Origin of the sequence: Phaeobacter italicus (assembly GCF_019801785.1) — a bacterium.
GTDB lineage: Bacteria > Pseudomonadota > Alphaproteobacteria > Rhodobacterales > Rhodobacteraceae > Phaeobacter > Phaeobacter italicus.
This window is the reverse complement of sequence record NZ_JAHVIJ010000006.1, coordinates 1-21,419: the sequence shown is the minus strand read 5'-3', so window position 1 is coordinate 21,419 and position 21,419 is coordinate 1. Positions and strand designations below refer to the sequence as shown.

At 59.6% G+C, this 21,419-nt stretch carries 21 protein-coding genes and 1 tRNA gene; 16 read left to right on the top strand and 6 right to left on the bottom strand.

The genetic code is table 11. From position 1 onward, the window contains the following. Window positions 1–54 precede the first annotated feature (54 nt). Genes KUV39_RS14895 through KUV39_RS14880 form a run of 4 tightly spaced genes read left to right on the top strand, consistent with a single transcriptional unit; the run spans window position 55 to window position 3,252 of the window. Window positions 55–366 carry a (2Fe-2S)-binding protein gene (locus KUV39_RS14895; protein WP_008563192.1) on the top strand — a complete coding sequence of 104 codons (312 nt, stop codon included), beginning with the start codon at window positions 55–57 and terminating at the stop codon, window positions 364–366. Further along, the gene (locus KUV39_RS14890) at window positions 353–1,780 is read left to right on the top strand and encodes an FAD/NAD(P)-dependent oxidoreductase (protein ID WP_222460164.1); all 1,428 of its coding nucleotides are present in this window, start codon (window positions 353–355) and stop codon (window positions 1,778–1,780) included. Before KUV39_RS14895 ends, KUV39_RS14890 begins: the two co-directional genes overlap by 14 nt. Further along, on the top strand, window positions 1,777–2,892 hold the full coding sequence (locus KUV39_RS14885; RefSeq protein ID WP_222460163.1) for an NAD(P)/FAD-dependent oxidoreductase: 1,116 nt from the start codon (window positions 1,777–1,779) through the stop codon (window positions 2,890–2,892). Before KUV39_RS14890 ends, KUV39_RS14885 begins: the two co-directional genes overlap by 4 nt. Window positions 2,893–2,904: 12 nt before the next feature. Beyond that, on the top strand, window positions 2,905–3,252 hold the full coding sequence (locus tag KUV39_RS14880) for a RidA family protein (RefSeq protein WP_008563097.1): 348 nt from the start codon (window positions 2,905–2,907) through the stop codon (window positions 3,250–3,252). Between the two features lie 270 nt (window positions 3,253–3,522). On the opposite strand, the gene KUV39_RS14875 is transcribed toward KUV39_RS14880, so the two are convergent. Both KUV39_RS14875 and KUV39_RS14870 read right to left on the bottom strand, forming a co-directional pair. Beyond that, window positions 3,523–4,740, bottom strand: a complete 1,218-nt coding sequence (locus KUV39_RS14875) for an MFS transporter (RefSeq protein WP_222460162.1) — start codon at window positions 4,738–4,740, stop codon at window positions 3,523–3,525. A 109-nt stretch (window positions 4,741–4,849) separates the two neighbouring features. After that, a complete protein-coding gene (locus KUV39_RS14870) occupies window positions 4,850–5,740 on the bottom strand; it encodes an AraC family transcriptional regulator (protein ID WP_222460161.1) in 891 nt (296 codons plus the stop codon). Window positions 5,741–5,901: 161 nt separating this feature from the next. Here KUV39_RS14870 and KUV39_RS14865 point away from each other — a divergent pair, with 161 nt between their 5' ends. Then, on the top strand, window positions 5,902–6,714 hold the full coding sequence (locus tag KUV39_RS14865; protein WP_222460160.1) for an SDR family oxidoreductase: 813 nt from the start codon (window positions 5,902–5,904) through the stop codon (window positions 6,712–6,714). A 37-nt stretch (window positions 6,715–6,751) separates the two neighbouring features. Then, on the top strand, window positions 6,752–7,594 hold the full coding sequence (locus KUV39_RS14860) for an SDR family NAD(P)-dependent oxidoreductase (protein WP_222460159.1): 843 nt from the start codon (window positions 6,752–6,754) through the stop codon (window positions 7,592–7,594). Window positions 7,595–7,783: 189 nt separating this feature from the next. Here the strand turns inward: KUV39_RS14860 and KUV39_RS14855 are convergent, their stop codons facing one another. The 3 genes from KUV39_RS14855 to KUV39_RS14845 form a co-directional block, all read right to left on the bottom strand. After that, window positions 7,784–9,994, bottom strand: coding sequence for a glycosyltransferase family 2 protein (locus KUV39_RS14855; protein WP_222460158.1), 2,211 nt, complete (start codon window positions 9,992–9,994; stop codon window positions 7,784–7,786). Then, window positions 9,984–11,282 carry an HlyD family secretion protein gene (locus KUV39_RS14850; RefSeq protein WP_222460157.1) on the bottom strand — a complete coding sequence of 433 codons (1,299 nt, stop codon included), beginning with the start codon at window positions 11,280–11,282 and terminating at the stop codon, window positions 9,984–9,986. Before KUV39_RS14850 ends, KUV39_RS14855 begins: the two co-directional genes overlap by 11 nt. A 188-nt stretch (window positions 11,283–11,470) precedes the next feature. After that, on the bottom strand, window positions 11,471–12,226 hold the full coding sequence (locus KUV39_RS14845) for an IclR family transcriptional regulator (protein WP_222460156.1): 756 nt from the start codon (window positions 12,224–12,226) through the stop codon (window positions 11,471–11,473). Window positions 12,227–12,442: 216 nt separating this feature from the next. On the opposite strand from KUV39_RS14845, the gene KUV39_RS14840 reads away from it, so the two are divergent. From KUV39_RS14840 to kce, 10 genes are all read left to right on the top strand, one after another. After that, window positions 12,443–13,279 carry a cyclase family protein gene (locus tag KUV39_RS14840; RefSeq protein ID WP_222460155.1) on the top strand — a complete coding sequence of 279 codons (837 nt, stop codon included), beginning with the start codon at window positions 12,443–12,445 and terminating at the stop codon, window positions 13,277–13,279. Window positions 13,280–13,341: 62 nt separating this feature from the next. Then, entirely contained in the window at window positions 13,342–13,686 is a 345-nt protein-coding gene (locus tag KUV39_RS14835) for a cupin domain-containing protein (RefSeq protein WP_222460154.1), read from the top strand. 3 nt (window positions 13,687–13,689) lie between these two features. Then, window positions 13,690–14,472 (top strand): SDR family NAD(P)-dependent oxidoreductase, encoded by a 783-nt coding sequence (locus KUV39_RS14830; RefSeq protein WP_222460153.1) that lies wholly within the window; start codon window positions 13,690–13,692, stop codon window positions 14,470–14,472. 4 nt (window positions 14,473–14,476) lie between these two features. Next, window positions 14,477–15,400 carry a 3-hydroxyacyl-CoA dehydrogenase family protein gene (locus tag KUV39_RS14825; protein WP_222460152.1) on the top strand — a complete coding sequence of 308 codons (924 nt, stop codon included), beginning with the start codon at window positions 14,477–14,479 and terminating at the stop codon, window positions 15,398–15,400. A gap of 47 nt (window positions 15,401–15,447) precedes the next feature. After that, window positions 15,448–16,722 (top strand): ABC transporter substrate-binding protein, encoded by a 1,275-nt coding sequence (locus tag KUV39_RS14820; RefSeq protein WP_222460151.1) that lies wholly within the window; start codon window positions 15,448–15,450, stop codon window positions 16,720–16,722. A gap of 54 nt (window positions 16,723–16,776) precedes the next feature. Further along, window positions 16,777–17,505, top strand: coding sequence for an ABC transporter ATP-binding protein (locus KUV39_RS14815; RefSeq protein WP_222460150.1), 729 nt, complete (start codon window positions 16,777–16,779; stop codon window positions 17,503–17,505). After that, entirely contained in the window at window positions 17,498–18,205 is a 708-nt protein-coding gene (locus KUV39_RS14810) for an ABC transporter ATP-binding protein (protein WP_222460149.1), read from the top strand. The genes KUV39_RS14815 and KUV39_RS14810 overlap by 8 nt, the downstream gene beginning before the upstream one ends. Before the next feature lies 1 nt (window position 18,206). After that, on the top strand, window positions 18,207–19,070 hold the full coding sequence (locus KUV39_RS14805; RefSeq protein WP_222460148.1) for a branched-chain amino acid ABC transporter permease: 864 nt from the start codon (window positions 18,207–18,209) through the stop codon (window positions 19,068–19,070). After that, the gene (locus KUV39_RS14800) at window positions 19,067–20,095 is read left to right on the top strand and encodes a branched-chain amino acid ABC transporter permease (RefSeq protein ID WP_222460147.1); all 1,029 of its coding nucleotides are present in this window, start codon (window positions 19,067–19,069) and stop codon (window positions 20,093–20,095) included. Before KUV39_RS14805 ends, KUV39_RS14800 begins: the two co-directional genes overlap by 4 nt. 3 nt (window positions 20,096–20,098) lie before the next feature. After that, window positions 20,099–21,034, top strand: a complete 936-nt coding sequence (gene kce / locus KUV39_RS14795; protein ID WP_222460146.1) for a 3,5-dioxohexanoate:acetyl-CoA acetone transferase — start codon at window positions 20,099–20,101, stop codon at window positions 21,032–21,034. Between the two features lie 266 nt (window positions 21,035–21,300). Here kce and KUV39_RS14790 read toward each other — a convergent pair. After that, window positions 21,301–21,377, bottom strand: a tRNA-Met gene (locus KUV39_RS14790). Window positions 21,378–21,419: the final 42 nt, after the last annotated feature.

The following is a 21,419-nucleotide window of genomic DNA, read 5'->3' as shown; positions in this document are numbered from 1 at the left end:
TTCCTTTTCTCCCCAATTCATTTTCCTCTCTTGCCCCTCAAAGGAGCCACAGAGATGTTCAGATCCCTACGCCCGGATGGGGCGGATGATGTCACCCTGACACTCAACGGCCAGCAGATCACCGTCCCTGCGGGCCAATCCGTCTGGTCTGCGATTGCCCTTGCCGGTCAGCCGATCACCCGCAGGGCCGCCCTCTCCGGTGCGCCGCGCAGTGCCTATTGTGCGATGGGGGTCTGTTTCGAATGCATGATGGAAATCAACGGCGTGCCAAATCAGCAGGCCTGCCTGCGTCAGGTCGAGCCCGGCATGACGATCAACACCCAGACCATTCTTGAAGACAGCAGGATCACCGATGCAGAGCTTTGACTGCGCCATCGTAGGGGCGGGCCCCGCCGGCATGTCCGCCGCTCTCACCCTTGCCGAACGCGGCCTGCGGATCGCCGTTCTGGACCGCGGGCAGCGGGCCGGTGGGCAAATCTATCGCTCAGCCAGCCAAAGCCCCCTGCCCGATGCCTCCGTTCTTGGCCCCGACTACACGAAGGGGGCTGATCTCATTGCGCGGTTCGAGAAGGCCGACGTGACCCATCTTAGCGGGGCAGACGCCTGGCACCTGGGCGATGATGGCCGCATCCTGTTTTCGCAGGATCACTGCACCCATGAGCTGCACTGCCGCGAGATGCTGCTCTGCCCCGGGGCGATGGAGCGCCCGATGCCAATCCCCGGCTGGACCTTGCCGGGGGTGATGACCGCAGGTGCGGCCCAGGTGATGCTGAAATCCGATGCAACCGTGGCCGATGGCGCAGTTTTTGCCGGCTCTGGCCCGCTGTTGTATCTGATCGTTGCGCAATATCTGCGCCTTGGTGTGCCGATTGCCGCAGTCGTGGATACCACGCCCAAGGACAACTATCTCGCCAGCGCCCCTCTTTTGCCCCGCGCACTGAAACAGGCCCGGCAACTGGCCAAGGGGCTCGGCCTTCTCAACGAAATCCGTCGCTCCGGCGTTCCGGTTTTTCGCTTTGCCAGCAAGCTGCAGGTGCCCGGCCGCGAAACAGCCGAAGGGCTGCGGTTTGATGCAGGGGGCAAGACCCATGACATCGCGGCTGAGACCGTGTTTCTGCACCATGGGGTTCAGCCGAACCTCAATATGACCCGCGCGATGGAGCTGGATCATATGTGGAATGCGCAGCAGCTGTGCTGGCAGGTGGTGACAGACCCGTTTGGTCAGTCTTCTGTGCCGCATGTCTCTGTCGCCGGTGATGGCGGGGGCATCATCGGGGCTGACGGTGCATGCCACGCAGGGCAGCTGGCCGCTCTCAACATTCTATACCGCCTGAACCGGATCACCCTCGCACAGCGGGACACAGAGGCCGCATCCCCCCTTGCGGAACTGGCCGCGATGGCCCCGTTTCGCGCCTTTGTCGATCGGCTTTACCGCCCTGCGGAGGCCCTGCGTCTGCCCCAGGAAGACGACACGCTGGTGTGCCGCTGCGAAGAACAGACCCGCAGAGATCTGCGCAGGGGCTTTGACCTTGGCGCCCGTGATCCAAACGCGCTGAAGTCCCTCACCCGCTGTGGCATGGGGCCCTGTCAGGGGCGCCAATGCGGCCACATCGTTGCGGGCCTGCTGAGCGACTGGCGTGGCGATAGCGCCGAAGACACCGGCTATTACCGACTGCGCAGCCCGCAGCGCCTGCTGACGCTGGAAGAGCTGAGCCGGTTTGACCACGTCGCCCCAGCGCAGGCACTCCCCACAAGGCAGCAAAACGAGGCCCCGGAATGAAATCGGATGTTCTGATTATCGGTGGCGGCATTCAGGGCTGCGCCACTGCCTATCATCTGGCCCGCGAGGGCGTCTCTGTCACGGTGGTCGAAAAGGATTATGTCGCGCGCCATGCCTCTGGCGTCAACGCAGGCGGCGTCCGCCTTCTGGGCCGCGACATGGCCGAAGTCCCCCTCTCCAAGGCTTCGATGGAGATGTGGCAGACCCTGGATGACGATCTTGGGCTCGACACGGGGTTTCGCCGCCAAAGCATCATCAATATCGCCGCAGATGACCAGGACATGGCCACGCTGCGGACCCGCGAGACCAAGATGCACGCCGAAGGCTACACCCACGAACGCATCATCGATCAGCCCGAACTGAGAGAGCGGCTGCCCCAGGTCAACCCGTCCTGCGTCGGCGGCGTGATCTCGGAACTGGACGGCTATGCCATCCCCTACAAGGCCACCTCTGCCTTTCGCCTCGCCGCTGAACGCCACGGGGCACGTATCATCGAAGGCGAAGAGCTGATCAGCCTGCGCCGCCTTGGCCCCAGCTGGCTCGCTCAGGGCAGTCGCAACCGTTTTGAAGCGGACACCGTGGTCAATTGTGCAGGCGCCTGGGCCGACCGCATTGCCCTGATGATCGGTGACAACGTCCCCCTCAGCCATGCGGCCCCGATGCTGATGATCACCACCCGTGTGCCGCATTTCGCCTCTCCCGTGGTGGGGGCCGTGAGCCGCCAGCTCAGTTTCAAGCAGTTTGAAAACGGGACGGTTCTCATTGGCGGTGGGGCCAAGGGCTTTGCCGATCGGGCCAAAAACCAGACGCGTCTGGACTATGCCAAACTGGCGAGTGCCGCCCGCACCACTGCCGATTTCTTTCCGATCATGCGACAGGCAAGCATCAACCGCATGTGGGCCGGGCTTGAGGCATATATGCCTGACAACCTTCCCGTCATCGGCCCCGCCGACAATGCAGATCGCGCCTTCCATGCCTTTGGCTTTTCGGCCCATGGCTTTCAGATGGGCCCCATCGTGGGTCAGGTTCTGGCCGATCTCATCCTCAACGGACAAAGCCGTTTTGGCTTGTCCGCCTTCCGGATCAACCGCTATGACCGCAAGGTCCTCTAACAGGAGCCTCACATGAGCATCACCCGCATCGAAACCGGCCAACGCATGAGCCGCATCGTCAAACACAATGGCACCGCCTACCTCTGCGGCCAGACCTCGCAGGCGGCAACCGTTGCCGAGCAGACCCGCGAGATCCTCGCCAAGATCGAGGACCTTCTGGAAAAGGCAGGCAGCGACAAGACCCGCATTCTGCGCTGTGAGATCTGGCTCGCGGATATGGCGGATTTCGACGAGATGAATGCCGTTTGGGATGCCTGGGTGCCCGAAGGCCACGCCCCTGCCCGTGCCTGCGGCGAATCCAAGCTCGCCCGCGAGGTGCTGAAGGTGGAAATGCTGGTGACCGCAGCCTGCGACGCCTGAGGGCGCCCTGCCGATAAACGGGGGCGACCACATCGGGGCTCCCGCAGGTTTCATGCGCGGACCACACCCCGACTGCCCCCGCCTGTCGCCCCTTCCGACAATGCCAAGACCGCCTCCGGGCGGTCTTTTCACGCCATCGACACTCTCAGGTCCGCCTCCCGATGACCTGAACAGGGGCATGACCCTGCCTGCGTGCGGCAGGAGGCCACCTCATGCACGCTGATTTCGACCGTGCGACCTTAGGGTTGGTGAAGTGGGAAGTCCGCTGGACTATTCCAAACGGAGTCTCGCCATCGCATATGCGAGCAAAAACGCACATGCCGCTCCGGCACAGATAAATGTGGCGCGCAAGGCGAATTCTCGACCGAGTTCCTGCTCCAGAACTGAGACCAGCAGCCCGCCGGTCATGGCCCCCAATGGCATCGAGCCCCAGCCGAAGAAACGGTAAATGCTGTTGACCCGCCCAAGCAGGGCTGACGGAATACGCCTTTGCCGCCACGATACCGTGATGACATTCCACAGCATTGCTGCGGCCATCACAAAAAACAGCGCCGTTGCCATGGCATAGGCAGACTGGCTCAGTCCGATAGATAGATAGCCAGCACCCCAAGTCGCAATTGACAGATACAGGCATCTTTGTGTTCCGAAAAAACCGACGAGCTTTGGGGCAAGAAGGCTTCCCGTAACGGCCCCAAGTGCCGCGACAGACAGAACGAGCCCGTAGGCATAGGCGGACATCGCCAGCACATCCTGCGCAAATAGAACCTGAACTGTGATCGTCGCCGTCGCGATAAAGTTGGCGATCCCCAAAACGACGGCAAGCCGCAGCAGCAAGGTATCGGCTCGCATGAAGGCGACCCCTTCCACGAGAGCTTGGCGAAAACGCGTCTTCGTCTGCGCCTTTGGCGCGAGTGTGATCATCCAAACAAACCCGGCGGACAAAACCAGAAGGGCCGCGTCAACACCGAAGGGGATGCCGATGCCCGCAGCGATCAGCGCACCAGCCAGTGGTGGCCCGATGAACTGATTTGTCAGTTGCTCACTGCTCCAGAGTTGCCCATTGGCCGCCTCCAGGTCTTTCGAGTCGACGATGGACGGCAGCATTGTCTGAGCGGCATTGTCTCTCAACACTTCCGCTGAGCCCAAAACAAAAGCTAACCCCGCCAGCACCCACACTGCGCCCTCCGCTGGCTGGTTCACAGCCAGCATAAGGATCGCCAGCGCGATAGCAGCGCGCAAGAGGTCGGCTCTGGCAATCAGCTTGTTGTGTTCAGCATTGTCGATAATGACGCCCGCCGGAATCGCAAAAAGCAGCCACGGCAGCCGACTTGCCGCTGCTACCGCACCAATGGCCATTGGATTTTGCGACATCAGGGTCGCCAGCCAGGGCAAAGCGAGGACAACAAGTCCATCGCCAAGATTGCTCAAGGTGCCAGCCCCCAAGAGAAGGCGGTAATTCCGGTTTCTGATAAGAAGAGGTGCCGCCAATATTCAACCCTTTTGCAACTTGATACATCGTGGCATGGCCCAGCAGGTGCGGCAAGCTAACAGGGATGGATTTGCGGAACGCTCACCTTTCAGGTGAGCATCTTTGGCCTTATTGGACGACTTCGGCGGTTCGGTCCTGTCTTGGTGAGCAGCCGAATTTGCGGGCATATTCTCTCGAGAACTGAGCCGGGCTTTGGTATCCGACCCCATAGGCTATCTCAGAGACTTTTGCGCCGGTGGTTTGAAGTTCATTGCGGGCATGAAGCAGGCGCAGGTCTTTCTGGTATTGCAGCGGAGAGTTGCCGGTAACTGCTTTGAACTGTTCAAAAAAGGCCGAGCTGCTCATACCCACGCGGGCGGCGAGCTCTCTCACGACAAGGGGTTTGCCCAGGTCCGACCGGATCTCACTTGTTGCCACGAAGATCCGGCTGGCCGTGTTTTCATGCCACAAAAGTTTCTGAAGCGTGCCGCCATGTTGCCCGATCAGCAGACGAGCGTGGATTTCCCGCGCCGTGATCGGCGCCAGCATGTGCCGTTCCTCTTCGGTTTTGCACTGGCAAAAATATCGGAGCAAGGCCGCCTGCAGATCGTCATCAGTGGGTGTGAGGCAAATTGAAAACGGATCTGACCCATGGTTGGCAGATGACTGGGGCACACCCGGAGCAAGGGCGCGAAGGACATCCAGATCCAGCGGAAAGACAAGCGCGACATAGGGATGATCGGGCGTGGCCTCGGTGATCCTGGAAACAACGGGCAGCGCATTGCTGACGATCAAAGACTGCCCGGCCCGCACGGTGAGCGTTCTGGTGCTGGTCCCAACTTCTTTCGCACCTTGCAGGACCGCGCACAACAACGGACGGTAGACGTTTGCGTCATGTTGGGTGGTCGTTGGATGGATGAGAAACACCGCCCCGCCATCTTCACATCTCAGCGCACCTTCGGTGACGCCTGAGTGATCAAGCCGCGCCCAAACATAGTCCAACAACGCCTGAGGTCCCATGAATGCCTCCTTTCGGTCGCCCCACCCGTAGCACGCATCCAAGGCAAGCACTTGCCCAAAACTTCAGATTGCGGAGGATTGTGCAAGAAAACTGGAGAATACCGAAAGATACATCCCGCCTTGGTGAGTATCGTGTGAACAGGACGCGAGGGAGTTGAGATATGAAAACCATACTTATTACCGGGGCTTCGTCGGGCATTGGCGCGGCGACGGCCCGGCATTTTCAGGCAAAGGGTTGGAATGTCATCGCCACGATGCGCACCCCAGCAAACAGCCCCGAGCTTGGCGCGTTGGAAAACGTGCATCTGGCCCGACTGGATGTGACGGATGCGGGTTCAATTGCCACGGCCGTCGCCGAAGGCATCGAACGGTTCGGGCAGATTGATGTTGTGCTGAACAATGCAGGCTATGGCGCTTATGGGGCGCTAGAGGCCTTTTCAATGGAGCGGATCCGGCGTCAGTTTGACACCAATGTACTTGGGGTGATGGAAGTGACCAAGGCCGTTCTGCCCCATTTCCGGCAGAACCGGTCGGGCACGATCATCAATGTCTCGTCCTTTGGCGGGCAGATCACCTTTCCACTTGGCGCGCTTTATCACGGCACCAAATTTGCAGTTGAGGGGCTTTCGGAGGCGCTCCACTACGAGTTGGAGCCCCTTGGCATTCGGGTCCGGATTGTCCAGCCGGGCATGATAAGAACCAACTTCGGGGGCAGTTCATTCGATTTCGCCATGGATGAAAACCTGCCCGACTACGCACCGATGGTAGAAGCGATGGGGCGCCTGTTTGGTAAGCTGGCGGCGAACCCTTCTGCGCCTGAAACCGTTGCGCAGGTCATTTGGGATGCCGCCAACGAAACCGGAAGCCGCCTGCGATTTCGCGCGGGACCTGACGCAGAAGAGCTGCTCGATGCGCGCAAACATCAGGATGACGAAACCTTCATCGGTGGTCTCAAGCAAATGATGGCGCCCTGAAGATTGCCAAACACTTCATAGAAACAGAGGATGATCCATGTATCGCAAAGCAATCGAAAAAGGCGGCCTGGCCGTCGTGACCGGGGCGGCAAGCGGCGTCGGCAAGGCCGCTGCCCAGCGATTTCTGCAAGACGGTCTGGGAGTTGTGCTTGTCGATCTGGCGGGTGAGGTTTTGGACCAAGCCGAGGCGGAACTGCGCGATCTGGCAGGCACCGACGCGATCGTTCAGGCCATTGCCACGGATGTCTCTGACGCCAACGCGATGACCGCCTTGGCGGATCAGGTCTTTGCCCTCGGAGAGGTGGCCGTCCTGATGAACAATGCCGGTATCGCACTGCCGACCGGCAGCTGGGAAAAAACGGAAAACTGGCGCAACCTGTTGGAGATCAACCTCTTTGGGGTGGTAAATGGCGTCCATGCCTTCCTGCCACGCATGATCAAAGCTGCGCGTCCCGCCGTGGTCATCAACACGGGGTCGAAACAGGGCATCACCACACCGCCCGGAAACCCCGCCTACAACACCAGCAAAGCCGCCGTGAAGGTGATGACAGAAATGCTGGCACATGATCTGCGCCAGGCCGAGGCGAAAATCTCCGCCCATCTGTTTGTGCCAGGGTTCACCTATACTGGCATGATAAAGAAGTTCATGCCGGAAAAACCCAGCTCTGCCTGGACGAGCGAAGAGGCAATCGACTACCTGATGATGCGCATGTCGAACGGGGATTTCTATATTCTCTGTCCGGACAACGACGTGTCAGAAGAGCGCGACCGTAAACGTGTTGAATGGGCCCTGGGCGACATTATCAACAACCGCCCGGCGCTCTCACGCTGGCATTGCGACTATGCCGATGCCTTTGCCGCACACGAGGCATCGGACTAGCCATCCCAGAACAGCAAACACCAGATAAGGCCGGTGCACCTGTTCGGGCAACACTGCTGACACCTCGCCTAACCGGCTGGCAGAAAACTATAAAAGCGCAGTGGCAAATGTCCTGTCCGCACATGTCCCACCGTCCCCCAAAAAAATTGATGGCGGCACACCTGCCAATGAACCTGCCAATGAATTCGTCTAGGCCGCGGAACTGTCTTTTTCGGGCTCTGTCCGCTCATGAAGCAACCCTTGCCATTCGCTATCCAATGTTGCTTCGGCTCGTGACTGAAGATCACATAACCAAGCGGGCACCACCGGGTGGGCATCATCTTCGCTGGTAAGTTTTATCGCGGCGCCGGCCTGTTCTGAGCTGACAATGCTTTTCAGCATCCTGATCCCCAGTCTCCAGTCGTGTGGATCATCGAATTTGCGCATCCGGTCCGTGGTGAACAGCTTGTGGATCAAGCGGCGCCTTAGCTGTGCTGCGCTGTGGGCCTCTTCCGGGCTATCGGGGCTGTGTTCATCGCTGTGCTCGGCCAGTTCACCGACCGCAGGTAGGGCAAAGGACAGCCCGGCGCGAAGGCTGTGTTCGTCTTGGTTAAAGACCCGGCGCAGCCGTGCCGGAACGATACCCACCCGCGCAATTTCAACACCAATCCAACCGCCGCTTTTGGGCAGACAGGACCAATCCGCAGGCACCTCTACCTGTATGCCGTTCAGGGACATATCGTGGCTTGCACCTTTGACCTTTCCCTCGCCCGTATGGAGCATGACCGGCTCATGCAGCTCAAACCGCTCTTCGCTGCGAAGAAGCGGCGGCGTGATGGCGATCTTTGCCACCAAGAGCAACACAATCATGTTGACCACAGACCAGAACGCAACAACAGGCATCAGGTGGCTGGAAGCGATGATCTGGAAATTGTAGCTTGAGTTCATGGCAAGGCCGATAGCCATCAAGCCGCAAAGAAAAAGACAGATTGCAACCGTTGCCGTGTCTTGAATCTCTGTTCCCTCACCGCCTTTGGGGGTGACCTTGAACGCGTGACCGTGCGGTTTCAGCAAGGTGGCAAGCACCACAGGCAGCAGCCGGAAGGCTTGCAGAACGCCATGTGCCATCGTTGCCAGCGGATGGTATTTTCCCGGCGCGAAGTGCTGCACAGCGGCAATGGCCGCAACAATTGCCGGAAATTGGTAGGACATCACCGTGTCAAAGGATGCATTGACCAGCGGCGGCACACCCGTGAGCATGAAAATGGCAGGTGTCACCATCGCGATCGTCTGGCCAAGCGACTGGGTGATCCAATGGAACGGCAGGAAGAACAAGCGCTCGTACCACTTGAGGCCGGGGCCCCCGAACGGTCCCTCGCGAAGAAACATGATTTGGATTGCGCCCCGCGCCCATCGGGCCCGCTGGATGAAGAACGCATTGATGTTCTCTGGTGCCAGTCCGAACGCCAGACGCTCATCCAGATAGCGCGTCACATAGCCTTTCCGCTTGAGCGCCAGCGTCAGGAGCATGTCTTCGGTGATGGAGCCCGATGGCAGCTTGTTGCCGATCTCCTCCAAGGCACTACGCCGCACGATCCCGTTGGAGCCGCAACAAAAGGCACAATCATACCCGTCGCGCCCCGGCATGATTGTCTCGAAAAAGAAGCGCTGATCGTCAGGCATAACCTTGCTCATGTTGAGTGAGGTCTGCATCGGGTCAGGGTTGAAGAAGTTATGGGGGATCTGGACGATACCGATTTTCGGATCTTCGAAAAATCCCATTGCCCGGTAGAGAAAATTCTGTTGCGGAATAAAGTCCGCATCAAGAACGAGGAAAAAAGGGGCAGACGTGCGCGCAACCGCAGCATTGATATTGCCAGCCTTTGCATGGGCATTGTCGGCGCGGGTCAGGTAGCCGGCCCCCAAGCGTTTGCTCATCTGCTGCAACCAGTCTCGCCGACCATCATCCAGAACCCAGACATTCAGCTTTGCTTTTGGCCAGTCCAGCTCTGTCGCGCCAACAATTGTCTTCTCGAGGACTTCGGCAGGCTCGTTGTAGGTCGCGATGAAAATATCAACCTCGGGCAGTTCACTGGGGGTCATGTGGCGCAACCGGGTCTCGTGCCTGTCTGCTTCCGGGGTACGGTTTGTGCGGCGCAACATGTAGGCGTAAAGCACCGCAGTATCGAGCCAGGCCAGCATCTCGACCACAAAGACGCCCCAGACAAACACCCCCGTGACAGTGAGAACATTGACCGGCAGGACCGTTTCGAACAGCCGCCATATCAGGTAGCGCAGGACAACCACGGCCAATCCTGCCACGACCAGCCGGTCGGCCACAGGATTGTTGCGCCAGCGGTTCCCGAACAGCAGGATGGCCGCAGCAACCAAAAGGAGCGGTACAAGGGACTCAGCCTGCATCGGACGCGCCGAACCAGTCCCCTGAGTTTCCCGCAGCGAGCGACGGCGCAATGCCCCGCAGCAGTTCCTCAAACCAATGGCCCGCAACGGTCAGCATGGTACCGAATTCGCGATCAAAACGCACCTCAGCAGTGCGCCCGACATCGCAGAAGTTCTGCGCCACCCCAGCCACGCCAACATCCGCCGGAGCAAGGCGCAGCATCACCGACAGGCTGCCTTCGGTGAGATTTTCCGGCTCAGCCGCAAGCAGGCCGGTGGCCCGCTGGCTGCCTGCCCCGCGCAGCGCCTCGACAGTGGCGAGAAAGGTCTCGTCCGATCCCCGCAGGCGCACCCGGGCCGTGTCTCCGGGACGGATCGCCTCAAACGCCGTTTCATGCACAAAAACCTCGACGAACCGGCGCGAGCAGTCGAGCAGCTGCAACACTTCATCACCCGAAGCGATCACGGCCCCCTTGGCCGGAGTTGCCGACCAGACCACAGCCCCTGTCGGCAGCCGCGGGGCAAACCGATCGAACCGGCCGACCTCCTCGCGCAGCGCTTCGATCTCCTGAAGGAGGCCCACGCGCTGTGCCGCGATGCGGGCCTTACGGCCCTTGAGATCAGCCAAACGGATTGCGACTTCATCCCGGCGCTGCCGGGCATAGCTGCCATCCTCTGTGCCCAAGCCGGGAAGAATGCCATCCTGGATCCCGGCAATGCTCCGCACGGTTTCCTCGACCGCGGCGGTCAGGCGGATGACCTCGCCGTTTGCCTCAGCCGCAAGCGAAACCGCTGTCTCAGCCTGCGCCTGCGGCACCGAACCATTGGCAGAGAGCTGCGTAAACCGCAGAGCCTCTCGCGCGAGCCTGTCCTGCCGCTCGCGGGCCGCTGCCAGCTCCCCGCGCAAACCACTCAGCTGTGCTTCCAGAACTTCCCGGGCCAGCGTTTGCACCCGCTCCATCCGGACCACCAGTCGCTGATCCAGTTGGCTAAGCGTAGAAATTTCCGTGCTGATCGAAACCTCCTCCCGAGCCAGAATGCTGCTTCTGGCTTCCAATCGCGCAAGCTCGGTCCGGCTGGATCTAGAGGCTTGAAGTTCCACGATTGTAGAAGTCGGCAATACAGGAGTTGCAGGTGTGAGCGCGTCCGACATGAGGGCCCCGTCAAAGGGGCTCTTGACGGAAATAATAGGCGCGTTCACCACTGCGGCCCGCGAAATGTAACTTGTTAAATGCGGTATAAAAACCGCAAGCGCGGCACCAAGACAGGCAAGGCCCGTCGCAATCCGCATCGTTCGCTTCAGTTTCATGGCGAGACTCGGCGATTGATTTGCAAGATGTTGGAGCATCCCAGCGCCGGGTTAACTGTTGGTTTCCGATCAGCGCCCGCCGGTGAAAATCTGGTTAAAATGCCACCAATCACCCCTCAACCAACACCAGAACTCCGGGCCCCTGAATGCCGCTCATACTGGCGAATGGCCGTTCTTCCGCCGCTGCGCTAATCGAAGGTGCTTTGAATGTTCGCGGATGTTTCAAGAAGGGCTTTCTCGATCACGCTTTGCTGCTTTGCAAAACGTGATGATGGAACCGGAACCGAAATCGCATGCAGCTCACCGCTCCAATCGGTAAAGGCAAATCCGATGGCCGAGACCCCCCTGGAATGCTCATCAAGATCATAGGCCAGCCCCTTGGCCCGGACTTCTTCAAGTTCATCCATCAAAACCGCCAGATCAGACTGGATACCATTGCGCGTCCACTCGTTCGTAATCAGCTTGATTGCCTCGTCTTCGGGAAGATGCGCCAGACAGGCCTTGCCATTGGCTGTTGTGGTTAGCGGGAAAACCTCCCCCACCTGTGAGACGGTGGTCAGCCGATGCGTCCCCGGCACCTGATCCAGAAACACCATGCCAATCCCACGCATGACGGCAAGGTCAGTGGTTTCGCCTGTTTTCTGCGTCAACTCAGTCAGCAGCAGACGGCAATGTTCGACAATGTTGTATTGCGCAGCCCCCGCAAGCGCGCTGAGTTCCGGCCCCAACCGCAGCCCGCCTCCGTTCGCGTCCGTGATGACCAGCTTTTCCTCTGCCAGAGCCGAGGTGATTCTCTGTACCGTAGAGCGGGGCAGACTGACCTGCTCTGCGATTTTGCCAAGGCTCATCCCCGATTGCGTTTCTTTCAAAACGTGCAGAATCGCAACGGCCCGCGAAATGACCTGAATGCCAGATCTGTCTTTTTTATCTTCTTTTTCAATCATTTGAGAAACTCTTTGCTCGCATTGAATCCTGCGAGGTTCCTTGGATCCTTGCCATATTAGTGTACCGCAATGCAGTACATGTCAACCGCATTGCGAGTTTATTATTGACCGCATTGCGGTGCATATGCATCACTATGCGAGACAGGTGGGAGGAGCCACCCTGACAGTTTGAAATCAGAAACGCCGGGATTCCGGCGAACAGAGGAGGTATGCCAGATGGTTGAAATCCGCGGCATCGAGTTCCAAGCGAACGACGACAACGACATGGGACTGGAGTTTGTGAACCTCAGCCACCGCTATGGCTTTCAATGTCCGAACTGGCCCTATTTCAAAGACGTTCAGATCGACCGGAAACACTACATGGCCAAATCGGGCGTGTTGAGCCAGACGATCACCACAACCATGCATGTGACCACCCATATCGACGCGCCTGCGCACGTTGTTCAGGGGACCCCCTTCATTGACGAAGTGCCGCTGCCGCATTTCTTTGGCACGGGTCTGGTGGTTTCGATCCCCAAGAAAAAATGGGAACCGATCACCGGCGAAGATCTGGAAAAGGCCTGCGGTCACGCGATCCGAAAGGGTGACGTTCTGATCATCAACACTGGCTGGCACAAGCAATACGAAGATGGTGACTACTTCGCCTACTGCCCGGGTCTTGTGCCTTCAGCCGCAGACTGGATGGTTGAAAAGGGCGTGAAGGTTGTCGGTCACGACACCCAAGCCAACGATCACCCGCTGGCCACCGCCATTGGCCCGCAGCGCAACGGTCCGATCCTTCCGCATCTGGAAGAGGAATACAAAGAATGGTCCGGGGGTCGTGACTGGAAAGATGACTTCCCCGAATGGGAACCGGTCCATCAGAAACTCTTCTCGAACGGCATCCTCGGCATCGAGAATGTCGGCGGTGATCTTGATCACGTGACCGGCAAGCGCGTCACCTTTGCCTTCTTCCCCTGGAACTGGGACCGCGGCGATGGCTGCATCATTCGCCTCGTGGCGATGATGGACAAGGATCAGGCCTATCGCATCGAAGCGGGCGAAGACTTCTGATCGCTCACGCAGCCGCCGCCGGCATCCGGCGGCCTCCAAAGCCAACACCATGAGGGTTCCCCATGCATCTCAAGCGGTTCAAAGACGCCCAACCCTACGAGGCCCCAAACCATCATGGGTGCCATGGGCTGCGCCTTCAGGGGTTCGAAGAGGGCGGCCCCACCAACCAGTGGATCGGGTTCAGCCAGTTCCTGCCGGGAGGTGGCGCAGGGCCCGACGCGACCCCGTTCGAAAAAGTCTATGTCGTCCTTGAGGGCGAGATGACCGTCGTCGTCGACGGCACGGAAACCGTGTTGGGCGCCATGGACAGCTGCACCATCGCCCCCGGCGAACTGCGCACGATCGAGAACCGCTCGAACCTGACCTGCAAGATGCTGGTCGTCATTCCATTTCCCCCGGAGACTTAATCCATGAACCCCCTTTCGATGTTCGACGTGACAGACAATGTCGCCCTGATTACCGGAGCCTCGGGCGCATTCGGTATGGTCGCCGCGCGTATTCTGGCCGGAGCGGGTTGCAAGCTGGTGCTGGTCGCGGGAAATCAGACTGCCCTCGACGAAATCGCCGGTGAATGCCGCGGTCTTGGTGCCGAGGTGACGGCCATCAACACCCGCCCCACTGATGAAGACATCTGCAATGACCTCGTGGCGCGGGCCGTCACGGCCTATGGCAGCCTCGATATTCTGGTTGTGGCCTCGGGCATGAACAAGGTCGCGCTGGTCAACGACATGACGCCAGAGACGTTCAGTGCCGTTATGGAGGCGAATGTAACCCAAAGCTGGCTTTTGGCCCGCGCTGCCGCAGGTCACATGAAGGCCCAGGGCTCGGGCAAAATCGTTCTTGTCAGCTCGGCGCGTGGATTGCTGGGCCACCCGGCAGGCTATTCGGCCTACTGCGCCTCAAAAGCGGCGGTCGATGGTATCACCAAGGCGTTGGGTTGCGAACTTGGCCCCACAGGCATCACCGTGAATGCCATTGCGCCAACCGTGTTCCGTTCACCGCTGACAGCTTGGATGTACGAGGACACCGAAGAAGCCACCAAAATCCGCCAAGGCTTTCTGGCGCGGGTCCCAAGGGGGCGTTTGGGCGAACCAGAGGACCTTTCCGGACCGCTTCTTTTCCTCGCCTCCAAGGCGTCTGATTTTTACACCGGGCATATCCTCTATGCCGATGGCGGCTATACGGCGGGCTAAGGGGATGATCGCCAAGAAACAACAAATCGCGGTCATAGGCGCAGGGCTGATGGGTCACGGCATTGCCCTGACGCTGGCCAAGGCCGGGCAATACGTGGCGATCACCGATCCGGTCGCGGCCGCGCGCGACAGTGTGGCTGCGCGTATCCGCCAAAGCATGGAAGCCATGAGCGATGATGAGGCCGTGATCGCCAAGGCACTGAAGATGATCGAGGTATTTAACACGACCAGCGGAGCAGTGCGCGCGGCTGACGTGGTGTTTGAAGCTGCGCCCGAGAAAATGACCCTGAAGCAGAAGATCTTTGCCGAAGTTGAAGAGCACGCACCAGATCACTGCATCCTGGCGTCGAACACATCTGTGATGCCAATCACCGAGATCATGTCAGGCCTGCGCCTGAAATCGCGCGCGGTAGGCACCCATTGGTGGAACCCGCCACACCTGATCCCGCTGGTCGAGGTCATCAAGACCGAGTGGACAGATCCGACCATCGCCGACACGATGTTTGACCTGCTGTCCGACGCCGGGAAAACCCCCGTCATGGTCGAAAAGGATGTGCCAGGGTTCATTGGCAACCGCCTGCAACACGCTCTTTGGCGCGAAGCGGTGAGCCTTGTTGAAAACGGCATTTGCGATGCCGAGGCCGTGGACACGGTTATCAAGTCCAGCTTTGGGCGTCGCCTCGCGGTGCTGGGACCGCTGGAAAATGCCGATCTCGTGGGCACCGATCTGACCCTCGATATCCACGACAACGTGCTGCACGACATCGATGCGCGTCAGGGGCCGTCGCCCTATCTGCGGCAGCTTGTAAAGGACGGTCGGCTGGGCATGAAATCCGGCCAAGGTTTCCGGACATGGACCAAGGCTGAGGCCGATGCGCTGCGCGCGCGCGTCGCCAGCCATCTCAAGAAACTGGACACCATTCTGTAATCGACAACACAATGCTGACGGCGAGGCCGACACAGGGAGGAAAGATCATGAGAACCAAAACCACGGCTCGCCGGTCCTTTTTATTGGGTGCAGCTGCGTTCATGGCAGCGCCAGCGATTTTGAAAAACTCGCGCGCCTATGCCGCGACCCCCACCTTGCGCGTTGGCCATGTCAGCCCGCGCACCGGACCGCTGGCAGGATTTGCCGAAGCCGATGAATACGTGCTGGGAGGCATCGAAAAGGCTTTTGCAGGCGGCCTCGAGAACAACGGCAAGACCTGGAACGTCGAGATCATCTCGAAAGACAGCCAGTCAAACCCCAACCGGGCCGCCGAAGTGGCCGCCGACCTGATCCTTGGTGAGGAGGTTGACATCATCGTCGCCGCCTCGACCCCCGACACCGTGAACCCGGTTTCTGATCAGGCCGAAATCAACGAAGTGCCCTGCATCACCACCGACTGCCCGTGGCAGCCTTATTTCTTTGGCCGCAACGGCGTTGAAGGCGAAGGCTTTGCCTCAACTTACCACTTCTTCTGGGGGCTTGAGGACATCATCGGCGCCTTCCTCGACATGTGGGGCCAGTCTGGCGTCGCCAAAAAGGTTGGCGGCTTGTTCCCCAATGACGCGGACGGAAACGCATGGGGCCATCCTGAGCTGGGCCTGCCCACACCGCTGGCCGCCGCTGGATACGATCTGGTCGATCCAGGTCGCTACCAGCCGCTGTCGGACGACTTCTCGAACTATATCGCCGCTTTTAAGGACGCCGGCTGCGAGATCGTCACCGGCAACATGATCCCGCCGGACTTTGCCACCTTCTGGGCGCAGGCCGCACAGCAGGGCTTTAATCCCAAGGTCGTGACCATAGGCAAGGCGCTGCTGTTCCCATCGGTGATTGAATCGCTGGGGGATCGGGGTGACGGATTGTCATCCGAGGTCTGGTGGTCGCCAAGCCACCCGTTCTCCTCCTCGCTGACCGGAACATCGGCAGGCGATCTGGCAGGCGGCTATTCGGCGGCCACAGGCCGTCCCTGGACGCAACCCATCGGCTTCAAACATGCGCTGTTCGAAGTTGTGGCAGACGTGATCAAGCGCGCTGAGGATCTGGAAGATCCCGAAGCCATCGTTTCCGCCATCACCGGCACCAACCTCGACACCATCGTGGGCAACGTGAATTGGGCCAACGGTCCGATCAACAACGTCACCAAGACCCCGCTGGTCGCAGGCCAATGGCAGAAACAGGGCGACGCCTATGATCTCAGGATCGTTGCCAATTCGGCCGCGCCGAACATCCCAATCACGGCTGATCTGAAAATTCTGGGCTGACACCCCAGGGCGGTTCCGGCGTATCCGGCACCGCCCCATCTAATCGAGGCAGGCATGAGTAAACTCCTGAAATTGGACACCCTTTGCAAAGCCTTCGGCGCCGTCAAGGTCGCGGATGAACTGAGCTACGAGGTGCAAACAGGCGACGCGGTAGGTGTGATCGGGCCGAATGGGGCAGGCAAGACGTCAATGTTCAACCTGATCACGGGCACGATGCGCCCAAATAGCGGAACCATCACCTTTGACGGCCAGGATGTGACCGGCTGGAGCGCCGCAAGGCGCAGCCATTCCGGCATCGCGCGCTCGTTTCAGGTGCCACAGCCGTTCTCCGGAATGACCGTTTTTGAAAACGCGATGATTGCGGCAACCCAATCGGCAGGTCTGCATGGCCACGCGGCTGAACGGTTCTGTCTAGAGGTGCTCGACCAGACCGAACTTTTGGCCAAGGCCAACCAGCAGGCCGGTAGCCTGACCCTGCTGGAACGCAAACGGCTGGAACTGACTCGCGCGCTCTGTGCCAAGCCAAAGCTGCTCCTGCTCGACGAAATCGCGGGCGGACTGACCGAGGCGGAGTGCAAGTCTCTGGTTCGGACGATCAAGGACATCCACGCCAGCGGCGTCACGATCATCTGGATCGAACATGTCGTGCACGCCCTGCTTGAGGTTGTCGACCGCCTGATCGTGATTGATTTCGGCAAAATGATCGCCATGGGCGCCCCCCGCACGATCATGGACAGTGCTGAGGTCAAGGAAATCTATCTGGGGATTGAAGCAGATGCCTGACCCCATCCTTCAGACGCAGGGGCTTGATGCTCACTACAACGACTTTCAGGCGCTTTACGGCGTGGATATGCATGTCGGCAAAGGTGAAGTGCTTGCCATCATCGGCGCCAACGGGGCTGGAAAGACCACGCTGATGCGCTCAATTACCGGCCTGCTCGGCAACGGTCCCGGCCAGATCAGCTATCACGGGGAAGACATCAGCCAGCTGCGCGCCGACGAAGTGGCCTGGCGTGGCCTCGCGATGGTGCCCGAGGGACGCCAGCTGTTCCCGTCCCTCTCGGTGCGCGAAAACCTGATGATCGGCGCGCAGGTCGGCCGCAAGGGCCCCTGGACTCTCGAGGCAGTCTACAAGCTGTTTCCCATTCTGGACGAACGCAAGGACCAGCAATCGACCTCACTTTCAGGCGGGCAGCAGCAGATGGTCGCGATTGGCCGTGCGCTAATGGCCAACCCCGATCTGATCCTGTTTGACGAAATCAGCCTCGGCCTTGCCCCCATCATCATCAAGGACATCTACGACGCGCTGCCCGGCATCATCGGCGAAGGCATGAGCGCCATTATCGTCGAGCAGGATATCTCCAAGGCGCTGTCGGTCTCATCGCGCGTCTATTGTCTGCAGGAAGGGCGCATCTCGCTTGAGGGCGCCTCGGACACTGTTTCGCACGAGGAGATTTCCCGCGCCTATTTCGGGATCGAATGACATGGATTGGCTGAACGCAATCGTGCAGGGCACACTTCTGGGCGGGCTCTACGCCCTGTTTGCCGCAGGTCTGTCGCTGATCTTTGGCGTCATGCGATTGGTGAATATCGCGCATGGTGACCTGATCGTGCTGGCGGCCTATCTTGGTCTGACTGTCACCACCGCCACGGGTCTGCACCCGCTTTTGGCACTCTTGATCGTGGTGCCGACGATGGGGGTGATCGGGTATGTGCTGCAACGTCAGCTGCTCAATCAGACGCTGGGCGACGACCTGTTGCCGCCGCTCCTTGTCACCTTCGGGCTAAGCGTGATTTTGCAAAACGCGCTGCTGGAGTTCTACACCGCCGATCCGCAAAAAATGGACGCAGGTGCGCTGGAAACTGCAAGCTTTGCGGTGGGCAGTCTGACGCTGGGCGTATTGCCGGTGCTGACCTTTGGTGTCGCCGTCTTGGTGATCTGGGGCCTGCAATGGACCTTTTATCATACAGCCATCGGCCGTGCCTTCCGCGCAGTCTCGGACAATCAGGACATTGCACAGCTTATGGGCCTCAACCGTCGCCACGTGTTTGGTCTGGCCATGGCGCTGGCGCTGGGTGTCACGGCGATTGCGGGTATTCTCCTGGGCATCCGCACCAGCTTTGACCCCTCGATTGGCGGAGGCCGCCTGATCTTTGGCTTCGAAGCCGTCATCATCGGTGGGCTTGGCAACCTTTGGGGCACCTTGGCCGGAGGCGTGATCCTTGGCGTGGCCCAGACCGTGGGCGCCAAGATTGATCCCGGTTGGCAGATCCTTGCCGGGCACCTTGCCTTTCTCTTCATCCTTGCCGTTCGCCCGAATGGCCTGTTCCCGAGGATCGACGCATGAGCCTTCAGGACTATACCGTTTCGCGGTCTTCCAACGCTGCCCGTATTGCCGCTGTTGTAGCAGCACTTGTGCTGATTGCCTTGATCGCCGCCCCGTGGTGGGCGGGCCGCGCAGACATGCGCCTGATGGGAGAGTTGTTTCTCTACCTCGCGCTGGCCTCGCTCTGGAACCTGATGGCGGGCTATGCCGGTCTGGTTTCAGTCGGCCAGCAGGCCTACGTGGGCTTTGGCGGCTACATGCTATTTGCCCTGACCATGTTCGCAGGTCTTCACCCGATTGCCGCCATTGCCGCTGCGGGTCTGCTGGGCGCCCTGGCCTCGATCCCTGTGGCGGTGCTGATCTTTCGCCTGCGCGGTGCCTATTTCGCCATTGGCACATGGGTGATCGCCGAAGTCTTCCGCCTTGGCTTTGCACAGGTTTCCGCCCTTGGTGGCGGCTCTGGCTCCTCCTTGCCCGTTGCCGTCGTCAAATCGCTGGCGTCCAAACGCGCCATGCGTGAAGCGCTCAGCTACTGGCTGGCGCTGGGGGCGGCTGTTGTGGTTGTCACCGCCGTCTACCTGTTCCTGCGATCGCGCAAGGGCCTGGCCTTGACCGCGATCCGCGACAATGAACTGGCAGCGGGCAGCCTGGGCATCGATATCTGGCGGACCAAGTTCACGGTCTACGTGGTCACCTCAGCGCTTACAGCCATGATCGGCGCACTGATCTTCCTGCAAAAGCTGCGCATCTCACCCGATGCCGCCTTCAGCGTCAACGATTGGACAGCATTTGTGATCTTCATCGTGGTGATCGGCGGCATCGGCACCATCGAAGGCCCGATCATCGGCACGCTGGTGTTTTTTGCCCTGCGCGAAACCCTGGCGGATCTTGGCACCACCTACCTGATCGTTCTCGGCGTCGTGGCGATCGTCATGATGCTGAAAGCCCCCAAGGGCATCTGGGGCGTCATCCGCAGCCGATATGACCTGCAACTATTCCCGCTGGGCTATCGCGTGATCGCCCCGAAACCAGACAATGGAGCCTAGCCAATGGCCAAGCAGAAAACCATCATCACCTGTGCTGTGACCGGCGCGATCCATACGCCCACCATGTCGGACGCCCTGCCTTATACCTATGATGACATCGCCCAGCAGGCGATTGAAGCCGCAGAGGCCGGGGCATCGATCCTGCACATGCATGCGCGCGACAATGAAACCGGCGCGCCCTCGGTTGACCCCAAGGATTTCGTCCCGTTCCTGCCGCGTATAAAGCAGGCCACCGACGCTGTGGTCAATATTTCCACGGGCGGCTCGCTGACCCTGTCGATCCAGGATCGCATCCGCCCCGCCGCCACCTTCAGCGCCGAGATGTGCTCGATGAACATGGGCTCCATGAACTTTTCGTTTCACCCCCTGGCAGATCGCTACAAGGACGATGACTGGAAGTTCGACTGGGAAAAGAACTATGTTGCCAATTCCGATGGCAACATCTTCCGCAACACCTTCCGCGATATCAAGGAAGCCGCCGAAACGCTGGCGCCACATAACATCAAGTTCGAGCATGAATGCTATGATGTGGGCCACCTCTATAATCTAAAGTTCTGCATGGAAATCGGGCTGTTCAAGGCCCCGATCTTCATCCAGTTCGTGATGGGTATCTTGGGGGGCATCGGCGCCGATCTGGAAAACCTCGTCTTCATGAAGAAGACAGCGGACAAACTGTTCGGCGACAGCTACCGCTGGTCGATCCTTGCTGCCGGAGCAGCCCAAATCCCTATGGCCACCAGTGCCAGCCAACTGGGGGGCAACGTTCGGGTCGGCCTGGAAGACAGCCTGTTTATCCAACGCGGCAAACTGGCAGAGTCGAACGCCCAACAGGTCACCAAGATCCGTCGCATCGTCGAAGAACTGGGCGGCGAGGTCGCCACGCCCGATGAGGCCCGCGAAATACTGGACCTGAAGGGGGGGGGCAGGGTTGCTTTTTGACGCCCGCAAAAGCCAACCGATTCCATCGTTGCCATGCACCCTGCTCTGGCACCGACGCTGGGTGATCTGAACAGGGCTGGGCAAATCCGCCCACCCCTGTCCGGCCTGCCTTTGCTTGTGTGCAGCAGGAGTTGGCGTCATGTGGGGGGTTTCGGGCGAGCGTTTTGTGCCCTTGGTTCTGCGCTGGCGTTTTTGGAGATTGCCCGAGGTGGAACGCAGAGGGCCCCGCGGAAGCGAGGTTAGGGGCTTTGATATTTTGGGGTATTTGGTTGCGGGAGTAGGATTTGAACCTACGACCTTCAGGTTATGAGCCTGACGAGCTACCTGGCTGCTCCATCCCGCGGTGTTTGTTGTTTTTGGAATTGTATTGAGGATTTTTCTAGGT

Coding starts and splice junctions, on each gene's coding strand:
- KUV39_RS14895 (WP_008563192.1), top strand. CDS start 55: ATGTTCAGATCCCTACGCCCGGATGGGGCGGATGATGTCACCCTGACA.
- KUV39_RS14890 (WP_222460164.1), top strand. CDS start 353: ATGCAGAGCTTTGACTGCGCCATCGTAGGGGCGGGCCCCGCCGGCATG.
- KUV39_RS14885 (WP_222460163.1), top strand. CDS start 1,777: ATGAAATCGGATGTTCTGATTATCGGTGGCGGCATTCAGGGCTGCGCC.
- KUV39_RS14880 (WP_008563097.1), top strand. CDS start 2,905: ATGAGCATCACCCGCATCGAAACCGGCCAACGCATGAGCCGCATCGTC.
- KUV39_RS14870 (WP_222460161.1), bottom strand. CDS start 5,740: ATGGGACCTCAGGCGTTGTTGGACTATGTTTGGGCGCGGCTTGATCAC.
- KUV39_RS14865 (WP_222460160.1), top strand. CDS start 5,902: ATGAAAACCATACTTATTACCGGGGCTTCGTCGGGCATTGGCGCGGCG.
- KUV39_RS14860 (WP_222460159.1), top strand. CDS start 6,752: ATGTATCGCAAAGCAATCGAAAAAGGCGGCCTGGCCGTCGTGACCGGG.
- KUV39_RS14855 (WP_222460158.1), bottom strand. CDS start 9,994: ATGCAGGCTGAGTCCCTTGTACCGCTCCTTTTGGTTGCTGCGGCCATC.
- KUV39_RS14850 (WP_222460157.1), bottom strand. CDS start 11,282: ATGAAACTGAAGCGAACGATGCGGATTGCGACGGGCCTTGCCTGTCTT.
- KUV39_RS14845 (WP_222460156.1), bottom strand. CDS start 12,226: ATGATTGAAAAAGAAGATAAAAAAGACAGATCTGGCATTCAGGTCATT.
- KUV39_RS14840 (WP_222460155.1), top strand. CDS start 12,443: ATGGTTGAAATCCGCGGCATCGAGTTCCAAGCGAACGACGACAACGAC.
- KUV39_RS14835 (WP_222460154.1), top strand. CDS start 13,342: ATGCATCTCAAGCGGTTCAAAGACGCCCAACCCTACGAGGCCCCAAAC.
- KUV39_RS14830 (WP_222460153.1), top strand. CDS start 13,690: ATGAACCCCCTTTCGATGTTCGACGTGACAGACAATGTCGCCCTGATT.
- KUV39_RS14825 (WP_222460152.1), top strand. CDS start 14,477: ATGATCGCCAAGAAACAACAAATCGCGGTCATAGGCGCAGGGCTGATG.
- KUV39_RS14820 (WP_222460151.1), top strand. CDS start 15,448: ATGAGAACCAAAACCACGGCTCGCCGGTCCTTTTTATTGGGTGCAGCT.
- KUV39_RS14815 (WP_222460150.1), top strand. CDS start 16,777: ATGAGTAAACTCCTGAAATTGGACACCCTTTGCAAAGCCTTCGGCGCC.
- KUV39_RS14810 (WP_222460149.1), top strand. CDS start 17,498: ATGCCTGACCCCATCCTTCAGACGCAGGGGCTTGATGCTCACTACAAC.
- KUV39_RS14805 (WP_222460148.1), top strand. CDS start 18,207: ATGGATTGGCTGAACGCAATCGTGCAGGGCACACTTCTGGGCGGGCTC.
- KUV39_RS14800 (WP_222460147.1), top strand. CDS start 19,067: ATGAGCCTTCAGGACTATACCGTTTCGCGGTCTTCCAACGCTGCCCGT.
- kce (WP_222460146.1), top strand. CDS start 20,099: ATGGCCAAGCAGAAAACCATCATCACCTGTGCTGTGACCGGCGCGATC.